Origin of the sequence: Streptomyces sp. NBC_00045 (genome assembly GCF_045041095.1) — a bacterium.
In the GTDB taxonomy this organism is placed as follows: Bacteria; Actinomycetota; Actinomycetes; order Streptomycetales; family Streptomycetaceae; genus Streptomyces.
In genome coordinates, this window is sequence record NZ_CP108271.1 from 5,620,097 (window position 1) to 5,638,770 (window position 18,674).

Here is an 18,674-nt window from a genome sequence, read left to right on the forward strand (position 1 = left end):
CTGTAGGGGTTCATGGGGAGGGGTGGTCGCACATGGCGGGCGTCGGCAAGGGATGGGAAGGCGTGGTCCTGCGGCTTCTGCGCGGGAAGGACTTCACGTTCACGGTCACGGGCGCCGAGAACGTCACGGAGCACTACCGCCGCGTGCACGTGACGGACGGCGGGCTGCTCGCCGCGGCCGGCGCATCGCTCCACCCGACGATGTGGGTGCGGCTGTGGTTCGACAACGCGGGCAAGCCGCACACCCGGGCCTACACCCTCGTCGACCCGGACCCGGCGCAGGGAACGTTCACCCTGGAGTTCGCCCTCCACGACGGCACCGCGAGCCGGTGGGCCCGCGCCGCGAAGCCGGGCGACACCATCGAAGCCACCGTCCAAGGGACCGGCTTCACCGCTCCGGCGCCCGAGCCGGAGCGGCTGCTGGTGATCGGCGACCCGGCTTCGGTCCCGGCGATCAACTCCCTGCTGGACGCCTACCCGCAGACCCCGGCGACGGTATGGCTGGAGACCCAGCACGCGTCGGACGCCGCCCTCCCGCTCCGGCTGGACCCGGCCCGGCACGACATCAGGGCGGTCGCCCGCTCGGGCCCCGCCCTGGTCGAACAGGTCAAGGCGCAGCTCCCGGAGCTCGTCACGGACCCGGCGTCGGCATACGTCTGGCTGGCCTGCGACACGGCGACGACCCGGACGCTGACGACTTACCTGCGCAAGGACCTGGCCCTGCCGAAGCAGCGCGTGAACGGCCTGGGCTACTGGCGGGCCGCCTGACGTCAGGCGCCCGTGACCCCGTCGATGGCCTCGCGCAGGAAGTCGGCGTGGCCGTTGTGACGGGCGTACTCGTGGATCAGGTGCAGCATGACGAGGCGCAGCGAGGCCTCCTCCTTCCAACTGGTCACGTACGCCGTCACGTCGAGCGACTCGGCGGCCGCCTCGATGCGGCGCGCGTGCGCGACCTCCGCCTCCCAAGCGGTGAACGCCTCCTCGCGCGTGGACCCGGAGGCGTCGTATGCGGCCTGGAAGTCGTGGTTGTCGGACCAGAGGTGGGGGAGCTCCTCACCGTTCAGGGTGCGGCGGAACCAGTGCCGCTCGACCTCGCCCATGTGCCGGACCAAGCCCAGCAGGGACAGTCCGGACGGCGGCATCGACGGCCGCCGCAACTCCTCGTCGGTGAGGCCCTCGCACTTCCAGGCCAGCGTGGCCCGGTGGTAGTCGAGGAATGCCCGCAGCGTCTCACGCTCGTCCCCGGTCAGGGGCGGTCCGATACGTTCCATCCCCCGATCTTGCCCGAACACGTGGACCCGCGCCCCTACTCCTGCCCCCTCCACACGTACGGCACCGTCGTGCCCAGCCTCTCGAAGCCCAGGCGCTGGAGGATCGGGCGGCTGTCCTGCGAGGCGTCCACCTGGAGGTAGGGGATGCCGCGGGCCGCCGCGATGCGGGCCCGGTGCGCGACCAGGAGGCGGTACAGACCCCGGCCCCGCCACCGGGGGAGGGTGCCGCCGCCCCAGAGGCCCGCGAAGGAGGAGCCCGGGCGCATCTCCATGCGGGCCGCGCTCACCGGCACGTCCCCGGCCATCGCCACCACCGCCGCGAGGGTCTGCGGCTCGTCCCGCAGCAGCGTGAGCAGCAGGTGCCGGATCTCGGGGCGCTCCACGCCGAAGGCCTTCGCGTGCACGTCCATCATCAGGTCCACGCCCGCCCCGTCCGTCACCGCCCGCAGCGTGATCCCCTCCGGCGGCTCTACCGGCAGCGCGGCGAGCTCCTGAGCCCGGCCCACCAGCAGGGTCTCGGCCGGCTCCGGTACGAAGCCCGCCGCGCGCAGCCGGTCCCCGAGGTCGGCCGGCCGGTCGTGGTCGTACAGCTTCCACTCGAACCTGCCGGCCCCGCGCCCCGCGAAGTACGCGACCTGCGCCGCGATCTCCGCATCCGCCGTCCCCTCGTCGAGGTCCGACCAGAGGACGGCGTTCCACCCGGGCCCCTCCGCGCTCTGCCGGACGACCGCCCCGACCCGCTCCACCCGGGTCTGCGCGGTGTCCGGCGGTGCGTCGCGGCGCATCTCCCGGTCGTAGGCGGCCCGTACCTTCACCAGTTCGTCCGGATCCATCGTCATCGGGCCAGCTCACCAGCCATCCGCACGGCCGCACAACTGCATTAGCCTCGGCCCGTGAACGACGACTCCATCTACACCGGCAAGGCCGCCCCGGACGCGGCCACCGACCGCGGCTGGCTCCTCGGCCACTTCAAGGACCCCGGCGATCCGCGCCACAGCACGGACGTGGAGATCAAGTGGGGAGTCCACCCGAAGGGCGACGAGCGGGCCCAGTGGGTACGGGGAGAGGAACGCACCGCGCTCCAGGTGCTGATCAGCGGCCGCTTCCGGCTGGAGTTCCCCGGCCGGACCGTGGTCCTCGCCGAACAGGGGGACTACGTCGTCTGGGGCCGCGGCGTCGACCACTCCTGGTACGCGGAGGAGGATGCGGTGGTCCTCACCGTCAGGTGGCCCTCCGTCGCGGGCTACCGGGCGGACGGGCCGACCGGCCCGTCGGACGGATGACCTCGGTCCCGTACTACCCTTCGCCCCTGTGACGATGCACACGAAACGGGCCAACGATCACGAAACGCTGCGATCGTGACGCCGTAGACCATCTTGGCCGAGCCCCCGGGGCGATCCCCCGGGCCGTCGGCCACGCCTTCACGAGTTCTAGCGTTCTTTGCGTCGGGCAGCTCCCGGTAAAGATCCGAACCACCAGGGAGCACGTCCGTTGGCAGTGATCGCACGGTGGTGCATGCGGCACCGACTGGTGGCCCTTCTCCTCTGGCTGCTCGCACTGGGCGGCACAGCCGTTGCCGCGGCGACCGCCGGATCGGCGTTCTCCAACGACTACGAGGTCTCCGGCACCGAGTCCAGCCGCGCCCACGCCCTCCTCCGCGAGGGCTTCCACGGCCAGGGCGGCGACACCGACACCATCGTCTGGCGGGCCCCGGACCATCAGACGGTCCGCTCTCCGGGTGTCGAGCAGCGGATGGCCCGGGCCCTCGACGCCGTCGCCGCGCTCCCCGGCGTCGGTTCGGTCGCAGGTCCCTACGGCCCCGGCCCCGAGAGCGCCGCGCAGATCAGCCCCGACGGGCGCACCGCCTACGCCGTGGTGACCTTCGACCGGCAGGCCGACTCCGTACCCAAGGCGCAGGCGAAGGCCGTCGTCGAGGCCGCGAAGAACCCCACCACCGAGGCGGACGGCCTCCGGGTCGAACTCGGCGGCCGGGCCATAGCCCTGACCGAGGCGCCCACGGCCCACGTCGCCGAGGTCATCGGCGTGGCCGTCGCGGCGTTGGTCCTCTTCCTCGCCTTCGGCTCGCTCGCCGCGAGCCTGCTGCCCATAGCCACCGCCCTCGTCAGTGTGGGCACCGCGTATTTCGGCATCACCCTCCTCGGGCACGCGATGCCCGTCGCCGACTTCGCCCCGATGCTGGGCACGCTCGTCGGACTCGGCGTGGGCATCGACTACGCGCTGTTCATCGTGACCCGGCACCGCAAGGGCCTCATGCGCGGCCTGCCGGTCCAGGAGGCCGCCGAGCGGGCCGTCGCCACCACCGGCCGGGCCGTCGTCTTCGCCGGGGCAACCGTCTGCATCGCACTGCTCGGCATGCTGGTGCTGCGGCTGAACTTCCTGAACGGCGTCGCGATCGCCGCCTCCCTCACGGTGGTGCTGACGGTGGCCGCCTCGGTCACGCTGCTGCCGGCCCTCCTCTCGTACATCGGCATGCACGCCCTCTCGCGCCGCGAGCGGCGCAGGCTCGCCGCCGAGGGGCCGAGGCCCGAGACGCCCACCGGGCTCGCCGCCCGCTGGTCGGCCTTCGTGGAGCGCCGCCCCAAGCTGCTCGGCCTCGTCGCCACGCTGGTCATGGTGGTGCTGGCGCTGCCCACCTTCTCGCTCCACCTGGGCACCTCGGACCAGGGAAACAACCCGGCGGGTTCCACCACCCGACAGGCCTACGACCTCCTCGCCGACGGGTTCGGGCCCGGTGTGAACGGCCCGCTCACCGTCGTGGCCCGCCTCGACGGCGCCGGGGACCGGCTCGCCGTCGAGCACCTCACCGGGGCGCTCCGTACGACCGACGGCGTCGCCGCCACCGGCCCGGCCGTGTTCAACCGCAGCGGGGACACCGCCGTCCTGACCGTCGTACCGGACTCCGCTCCGCAGTCCCGGGCCACGAGCGAGCTGGTCACGACGTTGCGCGAGAGCGTCATACCGGGCGCTGCGCACGGCAACTCCATGACCGTCCACGTCGGCGGTGTGACCGCCGGATACGACGACTTCGCCGACGTCATCGTCGGGAAACTGCCGCTGTTCGTCGGGGTGGTGATCACCCTCGGCTGTGTCCTGCTGTTGCTGGCCTTCCGGTCCCTCGGCATCCCGCTCAAGGCGGCCGCCATGAACGTCGCGGCCGTCGCCTCCTCCTTCGGCGTCGTCGTCGCGATCTTCCAGTGGGGCTGGGGCAGCGAGCTGCTGGGCCTGGGCAGCGCCGGCCCGATCGAGCCCTTCCTGCCGGTGATCATGGTGTCGGTCCTGTTCGGGCTGTCCATGGACTACCAGGTGTTCCTGGTCAGCCGGATGTACGAGGAGTGGCTGGAGACCGGCGACAACCGGCGGGCCGTCCGCGTCGGCCTCGCCGAGACCAGCCGGGTGATCAACTCGGCGGCCGTCATCATGATCTCCGTCTTCCTGGCCTTCGTCCTCAGCGGCGACCGCATCATCGCGATGTTCGGCATCGCGCTCGCCTCGGCCGTGGCGCTCGACGCGTTCGTCCTGCGCACCCTGCTCGTCCCGGCGCTGATGCACCTGCTCGGCGGCGCCAACTGGTGGCTCCCCGCCTGGCTGGACCGCCGACTGCCCAAGATCAGCATCGAGCCCCCGGAGTGCGGTCCGCGTGCGACACTTCCCGCGCAGCGACCCGGCGCGGACCCCGTCACGAGCGAGGACGGCGCCGAGCCCGCCACAGCATCCCGGTGATCCGGCAACCCGCCGCATGAGACCCAAGGAAGAACCCGCATGTTCTCGATAGACCTCGCCGACGACGCCCAGCTCTTCCCGCTGGAGGTGTGGCACGCCGAGGAGTTCCTCGCGCACATGGACCGAGGCCGCGGGTTCATCGGCGAGCACATCGTCCTGGCCGACGTCGTCACCGACCTCGACTCGGCGCGCGGCTTCCTCTCCGCGTACGCCCACAAGACGGCCGCCGACGGCGGGCGGATCTACGGCATCCGCGTCGCGGGCACCCTCGTCGGCGGCGTCCTCTTCCGCACCTTCGACGCCGCATCCGGCAACTGCGAGGTCGGCTGCTGGCTGGAGCCCGCGGCCGCCGGCCGGGGCCTGGTGACCCGGGCCTGCCGCGTCCTGATCGACTGGGCCTTCCAAGAGCGCGGCATGCACCGGGCCGAGTGGCACGCCTCTTCCGCCAACAAGAAGAGCCTCGCCGTCGCGGAGCGCCTCGGCATGACCCGCGAGGGCGTCCTGCGCGAGAGCTACCCCCACCACGGCGTCCGCCAGGACACCGAGATCTGGGCGGTCCTCGCCCACGAGTGGCCGCCTGCTCCCACCGCCTGACACCACCCGCCGCGGCCCCCCTCCGGGGCCCGCGGCAGACCCGGTCCGACCAGGTCGGCGCCTTCTCAGGAACCTCTCAGACAAGCCGCCTACGGTGCCCCGCATGGACACCACGAAGACCGCCGACCCGACTGCGCCCGAGGCGGAGACCGCCGAGCCCCAGGCCGCCGACGCCGCCGAGGCCAATGCCGACATCAAGGACACCGCCGCGGAGACTGCCGAGGCCCCCGAGTCCGCCCCCTCCGACGAGGACCTCGGCGAGGACGACCTCCTCGACGAGCTCGACGACAGCGGTGAGCAGTCCGACGGCGTCGGCGCCGCGGCCTCCGCAGTCGTCGCGGCCGGCCTCGGGCTCGTCGCCCTCAGTGGCAGCTGGGTATCGCGCGTCTTCGCGGAGCGACAGACCCTCGTGGGCCAGATCGAATCGGTCAACGCCGCCACCACCGAGGCCAAGATCGAGGCCCTGTACGGCGACGCCTGGCACATGACCGCCCTCGTCAACGGCGTCCTGTCCACCCTCGCCCTGCTCCTCGCCGTCTTCGTGCTGGCCCGCCCCGCCTTCGGCGCCCCCGGCCGCACCCTCCCGACCTGGGTCCGCGCCGTCTCCTGGGCCGCCGTCGCACTCGGCGCCCTGGGCGTACTGCTCTTCGGCCTCATGTACTTCGACATCCTGGCTCCCCTCCCGAAGGCCGCCTAGGACCTCCGCCCGCCTGCCTAGGACCCCCTCCTAGGCACTCCCGGCCCCACCCGCACACCTGCGGCCCCGGCCTAAGGCCCCCTGCCCCGGACAGATGCGGCATGCGCCCGATGTGCCGGCACCCCCTGGGCCGCGAATCTTGGATCACACCGAACGAGGTGCCCGAGAAACGCGAAGCCAGGAGTCGAGATGTTCCAGTACGAGATCGCCACCGCCCGCAGCGCCGAACTCATCCGCGAGGCCAACGAGTACCGCCTGGTCCGCGAGGCCACCAAGGCGCGCCGCACCTCCTGGCGCAGCCAGGAACCCGAAGGGCCGGTGAGCGGGCAGCGGAGCCGCTTCACCCGCGCCGCGTGACCCGCGCCGCGAAGCGTGCGGACTGACGCGTGATGAGAAGCGCACCGATAACGAGTGCCGCCGGCCAGGACTCCTGTGCGATGCTCGGCGGCGTGGAAACCAGATCTGTCAGCCCGGTGTTCGTCGGCCGAGCCGACGAACTGGCCGTACTCACCGACGCACTGACCCGCGCAGCGGGCCGGGAGCCGCAGGCGATGCTCATCGGAGGTGAGGCCGGGGTCGGAAAGACCCGCCTCACCGAGGAGTTCCTCTCCGAAGCAGCCCGCCGCGGTGCGGTGGTGGCCGTCGGAGGCTGTGTGGAGATCGGGGCGGAGGGCCTTCCCTTCGCCCCGTTCTCGACGGCACTGCGCACCCTGCACCGCCAGCTCCCCGGGGAACTGGCAGCCGCGGCCGGGGGCCAGGAGGACGAACTCGCCCGGATCCTTCCCGAACTCGGCGACACCCCCCGAGGCCCGCACGACGAGGAAAGCACCGCCCGCCTCTTCGAGCTGACGGCCCGGATGCTGGAACGCCTCGCCACCGACCGCACCGTCGTCCTCGTCCTGGAGGACCTGCACTGGGCGGACACCTCCACCCGGCACCTGCTCTCCTACCTCTTCCGCACCCTCGCCGGCGGCCGCCTCGTCATCGTCGCCACCTACCGGGCCGACGACATCCACCGCCGACACCCGCTGCGCCCGCTGCTCGCCGAACTGGACCGGCTCCGCACCGTCCAGCGCATCGAACTGCCCCGCTTCAACCGGGCCGAGGTGCGCCGCCAGCTCGCCGGCATCCTCGCCTCGCAGCCCGACGAGGCCTACGTGGACTCCGTGTTCGACCGCTCCGACGGCAACGCCTTCTTCGTCGAGGAACTCGCCGCCTGCAAGGAGAGCGGCTGCCGCGCCGGACTCACCGAGTCCCTGCGGGACCTGCTGCTCGTCCGCGTCGAGGTGCTGCCGGAGGCCGCCCAGCGCGTCGTGCGCATCGTCGCCGAGGGCGGTTCCACCGTGGAGTACCCGCTCCTGCGCGCCGTCGCCGGGCTGACCGAGGACGAGCTGATCGAGGCCCTGCGGGCCGCCGTCGGCGCCAACATCCTCCTCGCCACCTCCGACGGGGAAGGCTTCCGCTTCCGCCACTCGCTCGTCCGCGAGGCCGTCAGCGACGACCTGTTGCCCGGGGAACGGGCCCGCGTCAACCGCCGCTACGCCGAAGCCCTGGAGGCCGACGACTCGCTGATCCGCGCCGCGGAGCGGGTCATCCGGCTGGCCACCTACTGGTACCACGCCAACGACACGGCCAAGGCGCTGCCCGCCGTCCTCGCCGCCTCTGTCGCCGCCCGCCGCCGGCACGCCTACTCCGAGCAGCTGCGCCTGCTGGAACGGGCGCTGGACCTGTGGGAGAGCGCGCCGCAGGAGGTCCGCGAGGCGCTGCGCCCGGTGGACTACACCGATGTGTACCCGCCGTGCGGCTGCGACCCGGCGACCACCCCGCTCAAGCGGCTCGACCTGCTGGCCGAGGCGACCGTCGCCGCCCGCTTCGGGGGCGAACGCGAACGCGCCCTGAAGATCACCAAGACGGCGCTGCGGCTGCTGGAGGAGGACGGCGACGGCGACCCGCTGCGGGCCGCCTGGTTCTGGACCGAGCGCTCCGCGCTCGTGTCCAGCCTGGCCCGCGGCGACGGCTGGGCCGAGCTCGGCAAGGCGCAGGAACTCGTCAAGGGGCTGCCCCCGTCCCAGGTGCACGCCCAGGTCCTGGTCCGGGCCGCGGGCTGGGGCATGCTCCACAACCCCGGCCCCGGCAACCTCGACGCCGCCGAACGCGCCGTGTCCTACGCCCGCATGCTCGGGGCCGAGGACATCGAGCTCAACGCCCGGATCACGGTGGGCTCCCTGCTCACCGACTCCGGCGACACCGAGCGCGGCCTCGCCGAACTGTTCGCCGTCCGGGAGCGGGCCACCGAACTGGGGCTCGTCATGCTGGCGGGACGCGCACATATCAACCTCACCTCTCAGCTGGAAAGCATGGGCCGGTCCCGCGAAGCCGTGGAACTGGCCGAACAAGGGGTCGAACTCGTCAAGAAGTCACGGCTCCTGGACACCGAGGCCTGGATCAGCGGGAACATGGCGGAGAGCCTGTACAGCCTCGGCCGCTGGGACGAGGCCGCCGAAGCCGCCCAGCGCGCCCTGCGCGTCGGCCAGAGCGCGGCCCCGCGCGGTTCCGCCTCCGCACGGCTGTCCTACCTGGCCCTGGCGCGCGGCGAACTGACCGAGGCGACCGGCCGGCTCTCCGCCGCCCACACCCACTTCGGCACCCACGACAGCCAGCCCCAGCACCGCATACCGCTCTTCCGCCTCGCGGTAGGCGTGGCCGCGGGAGAGGGCCGGATAGCCGACGTCCGCACCGAGACCGCCGCGGCGATCGCCTACGGCTTCCCGCTCGGCCACCACCGCTACGCATGGCCACTGCTGCTCGCCGCCGCGTCCGCCGAGGCGGACGCCCGGGGACTCCCGGCCGCCGAAGTCGGCCGCGCAGCCGCCCTGGACGCGATCCGCGGGGCCGCCCGCGCCCTGGCCACCCCGGTGCCCGTGTGGGCCGCCCACGCCGAGTTCCTGCGCGCCGAGCTGCTGCGCGCCGAGGACCGGGACACCGCCGCCGACTGGGCCGCCGTCGAGCGGGCCGTCCGACCGCTGGAGCGTCCGTACCTGCTGGCCCGCGCCCGCCACCGGCTCGCCGAGACCCTGCTGGCCTGCGGCCGCGACCGCGAGCCCGCCGCCCTGCTGCTCCGCGAGGCCCACGCCACCGCGGACCGGTTCGGCGCCCGCAGGCTCCGCGAGGACCTGGCCCTGCTCGCCCAGCGCGCCCGGATCCCGCTCACCGTGGCCGACACACCCCCGGTCCTGCCCGCACCGGAGGCCGACCCCGCCGAGGCCCTGGGCCTGACCAGCCGCGAACGGGACGTACTGCGCCTGGTCGCGGCGGGCAACAGCAACCGCCAGATCGCCGAGGAGCTGTTCATCTCCCCGAAGACGGCCAGCGTGCACGTCTCGAACATCCTGGCCAAGCTCGGCGTCGCCGGCCGTGGCGAGGCGGCCGCCCTCGCCCACCGGCTACGGCTGTTCGCGCCGCTCACTCCTGCGGGGGCCGCTCCGTCGGGCGTATGAGCACCTTGCCGGAATCCAGGTCTATCGGACCGCGTCCCGGATCACCGTCGTTCACGTCGATCCGGGACAGCTCCAGCCGCTTCTTCTCCTCGTGCGTGTGCTTGCGTCCTGGGCTGAAGAGCTCGTCGATCATGTTGAACACCGCGCCCACCGTGCCTTCCGCCCCCAGCAGGGCCACGTCGGTTACCGCACTGTCAGTGTCAGGATCCTGTCGTCGCCCGCCTCCGGCGACCCGCGCCCGTCCGTCTCGCTCGTGACCAGCAACAATTTGTCCCCGCCGAGTGCCACCACCGTGCGCAGCCGGCCGTACTTCCCCGTCAGGAAGGCCTCCGGTTCGGCCACCGGATTCGCCCCGGCCAGAGGGATCCGCCACAGCCGCTCGCCCTTCAGCCCGGCCATCCACACCGAGCCCTGCGCCCAGGCGATCCCGCTCGGCGAGGCCTCGTCGGTCTTCCACACGGCCACCGGATCGCGCAGACCCGGCTTACCGGCCTTCCCCTCGGCCTCCGGCCAGCCGTAGTTCGCACCGGGCTCGATCAGGTTCAGCTCGTCCCAGGTGTTCTGGCCGAACTCGGAGGCCCACAAACGCTTGTCCTTGTCCCAGGCCAGGCCCTGCACATTGCGGTGCCCGTAGGAGTAGACGACGGAGTCCGCCTCCGGATTGCCGTGCACCGGCTGCCCGTCCGGAGTCATCCGAAGGATCTTGCCGCCCAGCGACTTCTTGTCCTGCGCGAGCCCGGTGTCACCGGTCTCGCCCGTCCCCGCGTAGAGCATCTTGTCCGGACCGAACGCGATCCGGCCGCCGTTGTGGATCAGGCCCTTGGGGATGCCCCGCAACACCGTGTCCGGCGCGCCCAGTTGCTGGCCGGGGCCCCGGTGCTCGTCGTACCGCATCCGGGCGATGCGGTTGTCGGACTCCGTCGTGAAGTACGCGTACACCATCCGGTCCGAGGCGAACGAGGGCGACAGTGCGAGCCCCAACAGCCCGCCCTCTCCGCCCGGAGCCACCCCGGGCACCTCACCGATCGGCGTCACCGCGCCGGTGGCCACCGCGACCCTGCTGATCGTCCCCTTGTCACGCGAGGCGACCAGCAGGTCCCCGCCGGGCAACGGCGCCACCCCCCACGGGGACTCCAGGCCCTTGGCGATCTCGCCCGTCACCGTCACCGACCCCTTGGCCGGCGGTGCGGCGGCCGCCGGGGAGCCGGACGGGGAGCCCGCGGTGCCGCCCGCCGATGCGGTGGGGGCCGCGCGGGGTGGTGACGTGCCCGGTTTGGCCCCGGGGGCGCCCGCCGGTGCGCAGCCTGCTGCGAGCAGGGCTCCGCATCCGGCCAGGGCGAAGGCCGCCAGCACTCCACGGGTCCTGGTGCGCGGGCCCTCGTACGGCTCGTGAGCCTGTCCGTATCGCATCGTCCTGCTCCCCTCCGGTCCTGCGATCGTGCCTTCCACCCGTTTCAACACCGGCGGCAGTCCCCCAAGTTCCACCACTCGTACACCCGATCGAGTGGTTCGCCGGCCGGCTCCCGGATCGCCCCCGGATGGCTCCCGGCCCGCTTCCGGGCTCAGTCCCAGGCTCCCACCGCCGCCGGCAGCGCCGCGATCTCGGCGAGGTCCCCGGCCGTCAGCCCGAGCTCCGCCGCCCCCGCGTTCTCCGCCGCCCAGTGCGCCCGGTCGGCCCCCGGCACCGGCACCACCTGCGACCCCTGCGCCAGCACCCACGCCAGGGCCACCTGCGCCGCCGTCACGTGCGGCCCGTGCCGACGGGCCACCCGCCGCAGCCCCGCCACCAGCACCTGGTTCGCCGCCATCGACTCCGCCGTGAACCGCGGATGCCGGGCCCGCACGTCCTCCCACTCGAAGCCCTCGCCCGGCCTGAGCGTCCCCGTCAGGAACCCGCTGCCCAGCGGCATCGCCGCCAAGAACCCCACCCCGCGCGCCGCGCACCAGGGCAGCAGCTGCCGTGCCGCCTCCGGCGACCACACCGACAGCTCCGCCTGCACCGCACTCACCGGGAACACCTGCTGGACCCGCTCCAGGTGCCCCAATGTCACCCGGTACGCCCGGTCCCCGCGCCGTCCCGCCCCCGGTCCGGCGCCCGCGCCCAGCGCGCAGAACCCCAGCGCCCGCACCTTTCCGGCCGCCACCAGCTCCGCCATCGCCCCCCAGGTCTCCTCCACCGGTACGTCCGGGTCCACCCGGTGCAGCTGGTAGAGGTCTATGACGTCCGTCCGCAGCCGTCGCAGCGAGGCGTCGCAGGCCCGCCGCATGTATCCGGGCCGGCCGTCCGCCACCACGTGCTGCTCGCCCGCCCGCAGCCCCACCTTGGCGGACACGAACGCCTCCGTGCGCCGCTCCCGCAGCACCCGCCCCAGCAGCAGCTCATTGGTGAACGGCCCGTACAGGTCAGCGGTGTCCAGCAGGTTCGCCCCCAGGTCCAGCGCCCTGTGCACGGTGGCCAGCGACTCCTCGCCGCGGCGCCGCGAGGGCGCGTACGCCCAGCTCATCGGCATGCACCCGAGCCCGACGGCGCCCACCGTCAGCGCCCCCGCCCCGATCGACCTGCGCTCCACCCGCGCGTCCCCCTCCCGCTCCGGCAAACAAACTAACGGTTTGACCTGGATCCTTTGGCCTTGACATAGCCTCGTGATCATGACTGCAAAGACAGCGGACGTCTGGCTTCCGTTCCCGGCCGAGGAGATCGAGAATCTCCCCGACACCTTCCGCTACCGCCACTGGGACGGCGAGGACGACTTCCCGGCCGATCCGGCCGCCTGCGTCTTCTACGTCACGCCCTACATGAAGTCCTCCGAGGTGGCCCTGCGCCCGCTGGCCGGCATGCCGGACCTCGAAGTCGTGCAGACGCTGACCGCGGGCATCGACCACGTCCTGGGCGGCCTCGGCCTCCTGCGCCCCGGCGTACGGCTGTGCAACGCCCGCGGGGTCCACGAGGCGAGCACCGCCGAACTCGCCCTCACCCTCACCCTCGCCTCGCTGCGCGGCGTCCCCGGCATGGTGCGCGGCCAGGACCGCGAGGAGTGGCGCTCCGGCTTCTACGACGCCCTCGCCGACAAGTCCGTGCTGATCGTCGGCTACGGGTCGATCGGTGCGGCCATCGAGGACCGGCTCGCGCCCTTCGAGTGCGCGCGGGTCACACGGGTCGCACGCTCGGCGCGCACCACCACGCGTGGGCCCGTGCACGCTCACGCCGAACTGCCCCGGCTCCTCCCGGAGGCCGACGTGGTGATCCTGTCCACACCGCTGACCGATGCGACGCGGGGCCTGGCCGACGCCGCCTTCCTCGCCCGGATGAAGGACGGCGCCCTGTTGGTGAACGTTGCGCGCGGCCCCGTCGCGGACACCGCCGCACTGCTCGCGGAACTGGAGTCGGGCCGGCTGCGCGCGGCACTCGACGTCACCGACCCCGAACCGCTGCCCGCCGGCCACCCGCTCTGGCATGCTCCGAATGTCCTGATCACACCTCACGTGGGCGGCAGCAGCACGGCGTTCGAGCCGCGGGCCAAGCGCCTGGTGGCCCGTCAGCTCCAGCGGTTCGCCGCCGGTGAGCCCGTGGAGAACACGGTCCTGGTCACCGACTGACGCGCGCTGCGCACGCTCCGCATCCGTCCGGACGCACACAGTGGCCACAACTCCCCGCGTGGTAACGGAGAGTAGACCATCTATGTCCCTGAGTGACGAAAGTGGTGTATCGTCCGGTACAAGGGGCTGCAGCGCATTCGTCTGGCGCTGGGGAGTGATCGGACACTTTGGGGGCGACGGGCGATGTACGGCCAATGGACGAAGGATCCGATGCGGCACGGCCGCCGGAGGCGACGCGGCCGGGACTGGGCCGCGCCGGAACCAGCCAGCGAGGGGGACCGGTGAGTGCCCCGGGGGCGGCGCTGCTGACCAGGCCGCCCGTCTCGGGCGGCGGCAGGAGCCTGGCCATGCAGCTGCTCCTCGCCGTCATCAGCGGCGGATACGCCGTCGGTGCCGCCCTCGGCTGGGGCTCCGAGGAGCTCGCCGAAATCATGGGCGACTTCGGGCTCAGCGCCGCCGCGTTACTCGCCGCCGTCTCCTGCTACACCTACGCACGGGCGATCGACAGCCGCGAGCGCCCGGCCTGGCTGCTCTTCGCCTTCTCCTCCCTCATGGGAGCCTGCGGCAACGCCATCTGGGGCTGGTACGAGGTGGTCCTCGGCGAGGCCGTCCCTAAGCCCTCGCTCGCCGACTTCGCCTTCCTCTGCTTCGCGCCGCCCGCCATCGTGGGCCTGCTCGTCCTCGCCAAGCGCCCGGTCACCCGCGCGGGCTGGGTCTGCCTCGGGCTCGACTCCTGGCTCATCGGCGGCTCCCTGCTCACCCTGTCCTGGAGCCTGGCCCTCGCCCACGCGGCGCGCACCGCCCAGACCGGGGCCCCCGGCAGCGTCCCGCGCGCCGCGCTCTCCCTCGCCTACCCGCTGCTCGACATCGCGCTCGTCTCCATGGTGCTGGTCCTGCACTTCCGGCGCTCGGAGGCCAACCGCTCGGCCGTCAACACCGCCATTGCGGCCCTGGCCCTGACCGTGCTCAGCGACGCCCTGTTCACCTCGCCGCTGCTGAGCGCCGAGTACCAGTCAGGGCAACTGCTCGACGCCGGCTGGTTCGCCGGCTCGCTGCTCCTCGCGTACGCGCCCTGGGGGGCTCGGCGCATCCACCAGGAGCCGGGAACCCCGGGGATCCCGCGCGCAGACCGCCCGGTCAGCCGCCCCATCACCGGCTCACTGCCCGCCCTCACGCCCTACCTCGCCGCCGCCGTCTGCACGCTGGGCATCCTGTACAACGTGGTGGACGGCAGGAAGGTCGACCGCGTGGTCGTCTTCACCGGGTGCACGGTAGTCCTCGCCCTCGTCATCCGGCAGGGCATCATGCTCATCGACAACATCGCGCTGACGCAGGAACTCGCCCAGAAGGAGAACCACTTCCGCTCCCTGGTCCAGGGCTCCAGCGACGTCATCATGATCGCTGCCCCCACCGGAACGCTGCGGTACGTCAGCCCCGCCGCCGCCGGAGTCTACGGACGCGAGGCCGAGGAGCTCGTCGGAACCGAACTCGCCACCTTGATCCACCCGCACGACCTGGGCCGGGTGGTCCACGAGGTACGCCGTTTCCTCGCCGCCCCGCCCGCAGAGGAACCCACCACCCGCATCGAATGCCGCTTCGCGTCCGGCAGCGGCGAATGGCTCAACGTGGAGTCCACAGTCAACCGCCACCACGGCGGCCTCATCCTCAACAGCCGCGACGTCACCGAGCGGGTCCGCCTCCAGGCGCAGCTCCAGCACAGCGCCGAGCACGATCCGCTGACCGACCTGCCCAACCGGGCGCTGTTCACCCGTCGGGTCCGCCAGGCCCTGACCGGCCGGCGCGCGGGGGACCACAGCACCGCCGTGCTCTTCATCGACCTCGACGGGTTCAAGGCGGTCAACGACACCATCGGCCACCAGGCGGGCGACGAGCTGCTGACCGAGGCCGCGCGCCGCCTCCAGGACTCCGTACGCGCCGGGGACACCGCGGCCCGCCTCGGCGGCGACGAGTTCGCGGCGCTGATCCTGGGCGACGGCAGCCGCGACCCCAGCGCCCGCGAGTACCAGGTGCGCGAGATCGCGGACCGGCTGCGCACCACCTTGTCCCAGCCGTACCGGATCGCAGGCAGCGAGGTCCGGGTCGCCGCCAGCATCGGCGTGGCCTTCGCCGACCCCGGCATCACCCCTTCGGACCTGATGCGCAACGCGGATCTCGCGATGTACCGCGCCAAGGCGGGCGGCAAGGACCGGGTCGAGCTGTACGCGCCCCAGATGCAGGCCGAGGTCGTACGGAAGGCGGAGCTGGCCGGGCGGCTGCGCACCGCGCTCCACGACGGGGAGTTCGCCCTGCTGCACCAGCCCGTGGTCTCGCTGGCGACCGGCGAGGTCACGGCCGTGGCCGCGCAGGCCCGCTGGCGCTCGGCGCAGGGGATCCTGTTCACCCCGGCCGAATTCCTCCGCGTGGCCGAGTACAGCGAGGGTGCCGCGAGCGCGCCCGACAGCCGCTCCGGCCTGCCCGGCGCCGCGCCCGCCAGGGCGGCCGAGCTGGGGCACTGGCTGCTGGAGGAGGCCGTGGCGCAGGCCGCCGAGCGGCACCGGATCGGGCACGACGTACCGGTGGCGATCCGGATGGGCGCCCAGCGGTTGCTGGACCGCTCCGTACCGCTCGGCTCCGTGGAGGCCCTGCTCACCCGCCACGGGCTGCCGTCCGGAGCCCTCGTGATCGAACTTACGGTCTCCGACCCCAGGGTCCCCTTCGACGAGCTGGAGCGGCGTCTGGCGGCCCTGCGTCGGCTGGGGGTCCTGATCTCCCTGGACGGCTTCGGTAGCGGCTACGCGGCCATCAGCGCCCTGCGCAGGCTCCCCGTGGACATCCTGAAGCTGGACCGGGGCCTGGTCGAGGGCGTGGTCGAATCCGCCCGCCTCCACAAGATCACCGCTGGTTTGTTGCGCATTGCAAATGATTTGGGCATGCAGTCGGTGGCCGACGGGGTGGACCTCCCCGAGCAGGTCGCGGCGCTGCGCGCCATGGGGTGCACGCACGGCCAGGGAGTGGCTTTTTCCGGCCCACTCGACGAGTACAGGCTGCGCCGCGCGCTCGTGCGCGGTACGTTCCCAGTACCGGGCGGGGCAGCCCAACCTGCCTTGGCCGGTGGTTCACCCGGGGGCTTCGAGTCCATCCGCAGAGGCTCACATAATGAGACGCCCGTCCCACCCGCTTGACATCCCCCTCCCGCCGGAGGGAGGGTCAGTGCCATGCGCACCCGAATTCTCGTACTTGGAAAGCGCGTCGGCTGAAGCTGGGGCCAACATGTCCCCGCTCCGTACACCCGACGCGCTCCCCTCGCTTGCCTCCGGCACGAGGGGTTTTTTGTTGCACTGGCACACCTTCGAATCCTCGTAAAACCCTCAGCTTCGAGAAGAGAATGCCGATGACCGAGCAGGCCACCGGGGCCCACCATCCGCAGCCGCGGCCCCGTTCCGGCGGACACCAGACCGCCGCAGTTGAGCACGTCACGGGTGCGCAGTCCCTCATCCGCTCTCTCGAAGAGGTGGGGTGCGACACCGTCTTCGGTATTCCGGGCGGGGCCATCCTCCCGGCGTACGACCCGATGATGGACAGCACCAAGGTCCGCCACATCCTGGTCCGGCACGAGCAGGGCGCCGGCCACGCCGCGACCGGCTACGCGCAGGCCACCGGCAAGGTGGGCGTCTGCATGGCCACCTCCGGCCCGGGCGCCACCAACCTGGTCACCCCGATCGCCGACGCGCACATGGACTCGGTGCCGCTCGTCGCCATCACCGGCCAGGTCTCGTCGAAGGCGATCGGCACGGACGCCTTCCAGGAGGCGGACATCGTCGGCATCACGATGCCGATCACCAAGCACAACTTCCTGGTCACCAAGGCCGAGGACATCCCGAAAACGATCGCGGAGGCGTTCCACATCGCCTCCACGGGCCGTCCGGGCCCGGTCCTGGTCGACATCGCCAAGGACGCCCTCCAGACGAAGACCACGTTCTCGTGGCCGCCGTCCCAGGACCTCCCCGGCTACCGGCCGGTCACCAAGCCGCACGCCAAGCAGATCCGCGAGGCCGCCAAGCTCATCTGCCAGGCCAAGCGCCCGGTCCTGTACGTCGGCGGCGGCGTCATGAAGTCCGGCGCGACCGCCGAGCTGAAGGTCCTGGCCGAGCTGACCGGCGTCCCGGTCACCACCACCCTGATGGCTCTGGGCTCCTTCCCCGACAGCCACCCGCTGCACGTCGGCATGCCGGGCATGCACGGTGCGGTCACCGCCGTCACCGCGCTGCAGAAGTCGGACCTGCTGATCGCGCTCGGCACCCGCTTCGACGACCGCGTCACCGGCAAGCTGGACAGCTTCGCCCCGTTCGCCAAGGTCATCCACGCGGACATCGACCCGGCGGAGATCGGCAAGAACCGCGAGGTCGACGTCCCGATCGTCGGCGACGCCCGCGAGGTCATCGCCGATCTGATCCAGGCGGTCCAGGCCGAGCACACCGAGGGCAACGCCGGGGACTACTCCGCCTGGTGGAAGGACCTCAGCCGCTGGCGCGAGACGTACCCGCTGGGCTACGAGACCCCCGCGGACGGCATGCTCTCGCCGCAGCAGGTCATCCAGCGCATCGGCGAACTCGCGCCCGAGCACACCATCTACGCGGCCGGTGTCGGCCAGCACCAGATGTGGGCCTCGCACTTCGTCAACTACGAAGAGCCCCGCACCTGGCTGAACTCCGGCGGCGCCGGAACCATGGGCTACGCGGTCCCCGCCGCGATGGGCGCCAAGGTCGGCATGCCGGAGCGCACGGTCTGGGCGATCGACGGCGACGGCTGCTTCCAGATGACCAATCAGGAACTGGTCACCTGCGCGCTGAACAACATCCCGATCAAGGTCGCGATCATCAACAACGGTGCGCTGGGCATGGTCCGCCAGTGGCAGACCCTGTTCTACAACCAGCGGTACTCCAACACCGTGCTGCACGCGGACGAGACGGGCCACGGCACGGTCGGCTCCCAGCTCGGCGAGTCCACCGCGCCCCGCAAGGGCACCCGCGTCCCGGACTTCGTCAAGCTGTCCGAGGCGATGGGCTGTGTGGCGCTGCGCTGTGAGGACCCGGCCGACCTGGACAAGGTCATCGCCGAAGCCAATGCGATCAACGACCGCACCGTCGTGATCGACTTCATCGTCCACGAGGACGCCATGGTGTGGCCGATGGTCGCCGCCGGCACCTCCAACGACGAGGTCATGGCAGCCCGGGGCGTCCGCCCCGACTTCGGCGACAACGAAGACGACTGAGCCGAG

General features: G+C 72.3%; 15 protein-coding genes. 10 read left to right on the forward strand and 5 right to left on the reverse strand.

The window, feature by feature from the left end; all coding sequences use genetic code 11:
- Window positions 1–32 precede the first annotated feature (32 nt).
- Window positions 33–767: a siderophore-interacting protein gene (locus OHA65_RS26510; RefSeq protein ID WP_327278703.1), complete on the forward strand. Its 735-nt coding sequence runs from the start codon at window positions 33–35 to the stop codon at window positions 765–767.
- Window positions 768–769: 2 nt separating this feature from the next.
- Here OHA65_RS26510 and OHA65_RS26515 read toward each other — a convergent pair whose 3' ends face one another.
- Window positions 770–1,270 (reverse strand): DinB family protein, encoded by a 501-nt coding sequence (locus tag OHA65_RS26515; protein ID WP_327278704.1) that lies wholly within the window; start codon window positions 1,268–1,270, stop codon window positions 770–772.
- A 35-nt stretch (window positions 1,271–1,305) separates the two neighbouring features.
- The gene (locus OHA65_RS26520) at window positions 1,306–2,103 is read right to left on the reverse strand and encodes a GNAT family N-acetyltransferase (RefSeq protein ID WP_327285797.1); all 798 of its coding nucleotides are present in this window, start codon (window positions 2,101–2,103) and stop codon (window positions 1,306–1,308) included.
- A gap of 60 nt (window positions 2,104–2,163) precedes the next feature.
- Here OHA65_RS26520 and OHA65_RS26525 point away from each other — a divergent pair, with 60 nt between their 5' ends.
- The 6 genes from OHA65_RS26525 (at window position 2,164) to OHA65_RS26550 (ending at window position 9,799) form a co-directional block, all read left to right on the forward strand.
- A complete protein-coding gene (locus OHA65_RS26525) occupies window positions 2,164–2,553 on the forward strand; it encodes a signal peptidase I (RefSeq protein ID WP_328763783.1) in 390 nt (129 codons plus the stop codon).
- A 208-nt stretch (window positions 2,554–2,761) separates the two neighbouring features.
- Window positions 2,762–5,011 (forward strand): MMPL family transporter, encoded by a 2,250-nt coding sequence (locus OHA65_RS26530; RefSeq protein WP_405762542.1) that lies wholly within the window; start codon window positions 2,762–2,764, stop codon window positions 5,009–5,011.
- A 39-nt stretch (window positions 5,012–5,050) separates the two neighbouring features.
- The gene (locus tag OHA65_RS26535) at window positions 5,051–5,605 is read left to right on the forward strand and encodes a GNAT family protein (RefSeq protein ID WP_327278706.1); all 555 of its coding nucleotides are present in this window, start codon (window positions 5,051–5,053) and stop codon (window positions 5,603–5,605) included.
- A gap of 103 nt (window positions 5,606–5,708) precedes the next feature.
- A complete protein-coding gene (locus OHA65_RS26540) occupies window positions 5,709–6,302 on the forward strand; it encodes a hypothetical protein (RefSeq protein WP_327278707.1) in 594 nt (197 codons plus the stop codon).
- 189 nt (window positions 6,303–6,491) lie between these two features.
- Window positions 6,492–6,659 carry a hypothetical protein gene (locus tag OHA65_RS26545; protein WP_327278708.1) on the forward strand — a complete coding sequence of 56 codons (168 nt, stop codon included), beginning with the start codon at window positions 6,492–6,494 and terminating at the stop codon, window positions 6,657–6,659.
- A gap of 80 nt (window positions 6,660–6,739) precedes the next feature.
- Window positions 6,740–9,799: an AAA family ATPase gene (locus OHA65_RS26550; protein WP_405763440.1), complete on the forward strand. Its 3,060-nt coding sequence runs from the start codon at window positions 6,740–6,742 to the stop codon at window positions 9,797–9,799.
- Here OHA65_RS26550 and OHA65_RS26555 read toward each other — a convergent pair.
- From OHA65_RS26555 to OHA65_RS26565, 3 genes are all read right to left on the reverse strand, one after another.
- Window positions 9,765–9,977 (reverse strand): DUF6191 domain-containing protein, encoded by a 213-nt coding sequence (locus OHA65_RS26555; RefSeq protein ID WP_405762544.1) that lies wholly within the window; start codon window positions 9,975–9,977, stop codon window positions 9,765–9,767. The two genes, OHA65_RS26550 and OHA65_RS26555, sit on opposite strands and share 35 nt — an antisense overlap.
- 5 nt (window positions 9,978–9,982) lie before the next feature.
- A complete protein-coding gene (locus OHA65_RS26560; RefSeq protein ID WP_405762546.1) occupies window positions 9,983–11,209 on the reverse strand; it encodes a PQQ-dependent sugar dehydrogenase in 1,227 nt (408 codons plus the stop codon).
- Between the two features lie 152 nt (window positions 11,210–11,361).
- Entirely contained in the window at window positions 11,362–12,369 is a 1,008-nt protein-coding gene (locus tag OHA65_RS26565) for an aldo/keto reductase (RefSeq protein WP_327278710.1), read from the reverse strand.
- A 79-nt stretch (window positions 12,370–12,448) separates the two neighbouring features.
- On the opposite strand from OHA65_RS26565, the gene OHA65_RS26570 reads away from it, so the two are divergent.
- The 3 genes from OHA65_RS26570 (at window position 12,449) to OHA65_RS26580 (ending at window position 18,668) form a co-directional block, all read left to right on the forward strand.
- Entirely contained in the window at window positions 12,449–13,396 is a 948-nt protein-coding gene (locus OHA65_RS26570) for a 2-hydroxyacid dehydrogenase (RefSeq protein ID WP_328763788.1), read from the forward strand.
- 347 nt (window positions 13,397–13,743) lie between these two features.
- Window positions 13,744–16,578 carry an EAL domain-containing protein gene (locus OHA65_RS26575; protein WP_327285800.1) on the forward strand — a complete coding sequence of 945 codons (2,835 nt, stop codon included), beginning with the start codon at window positions 13,744–13,746 and terminating at the stop codon, window positions 16,576–16,578.
- Between the two features lie 203 nt (window positions 16,579–16,781).
- On the forward strand, window positions 16,782–18,668 hold the full coding sequence (locus OHA65_RS26580; protein ID WP_327278712.1) for an acetolactate synthase large subunit: 1,887 nt from the start codon (window positions 16,782–16,784) through the stop codon (window positions 18,666–18,668).
- Window positions 18,669–18,674 lie beyond the last annotated feature (6 nt).

What these genes read in the sequence shown, in the direction of transcription:
- OHA65_RS26550 (WP_405763440.1), top strand. Translation starts at nt 6,740, where the DNA reads ATGCTCGGCGGCGTGGAAACCAGATCTGTCAGCCCGGTGTTCGTCGGC.
- OHA65_RS26510 (WP_327278703.1), top strand. Translation starts at nt 33, where the DNA reads ATGGCGGGCGTCGGCAAGGGATGGGAAGGCGTGGTCCTGCGGCTTCTG.
- OHA65_RS26535 (WP_327278706.1), top strand. Translation starts at nt 5,051, where the DNA reads ATGTTCTCGATAGACCTCGCCGACGACGCCCAGCTCTTCCCGCTGGAG.
- OHA65_RS26545 (WP_327278708.1), top strand. Translation starts at nt 6,492, where the DNA reads ATGTTCCAGTACGAGATCGCCACCGCCCGCAGCGCCGAACTCATCCGC.
- OHA65_RS26570 (WP_328763788.1), top strand. Translation starts at nt 12,449, where the DNA reads ATGACTGCAAAGACAGCGGACGTCTGGCTTCCGTTCCCGGCCGAGGAG.
- OHA65_RS26575 (WP_327285800.1), top strand. Translation starts at nt 13,744, where the DNA reads ATGCAGCTGCTCCTCGCCGTCATCAGCGGCGGATACGCCGTCGGTGCC.
- OHA65_RS26515 (WP_327278704.1), bottom strand. Translation starts at nt 1,270, where the DNA reads ATGGAACGTATCGGACCGCCCCTGACCGGGGACGAGCGTGAGACGCTG.
- OHA65_RS26560 (WP_405762546.1), bottom strand. Translation starts at nt 11,209, where the DNA reads ATGCGATACGGACAGGCTCACGAGCCGTACGAGGGCCCGCGCACCAGG.
- OHA65_RS26520 (WP_327285797.1), bottom strand. Translation starts at nt 2,103, where the DNA reads ATGGATCCGGACGAACTGGTGAAGGTACGGGCCGCCTACGACCGGGAG.
- OHA65_RS26540 (WP_327278707.1), top strand. Translation starts at nt 5,709, where the DNA reads ATGGACACCACGAAGACCGCCGACCCGACTGCGCCCGAGGCGGAGACC.
- OHA65_RS26580 (WP_327278712.1), top strand. Translation starts at nt 16,782, where the DNA reads ATGCCGATGACCGAGCAGGCCACCGGGGCCCACCATCCGCAGCCGCGG.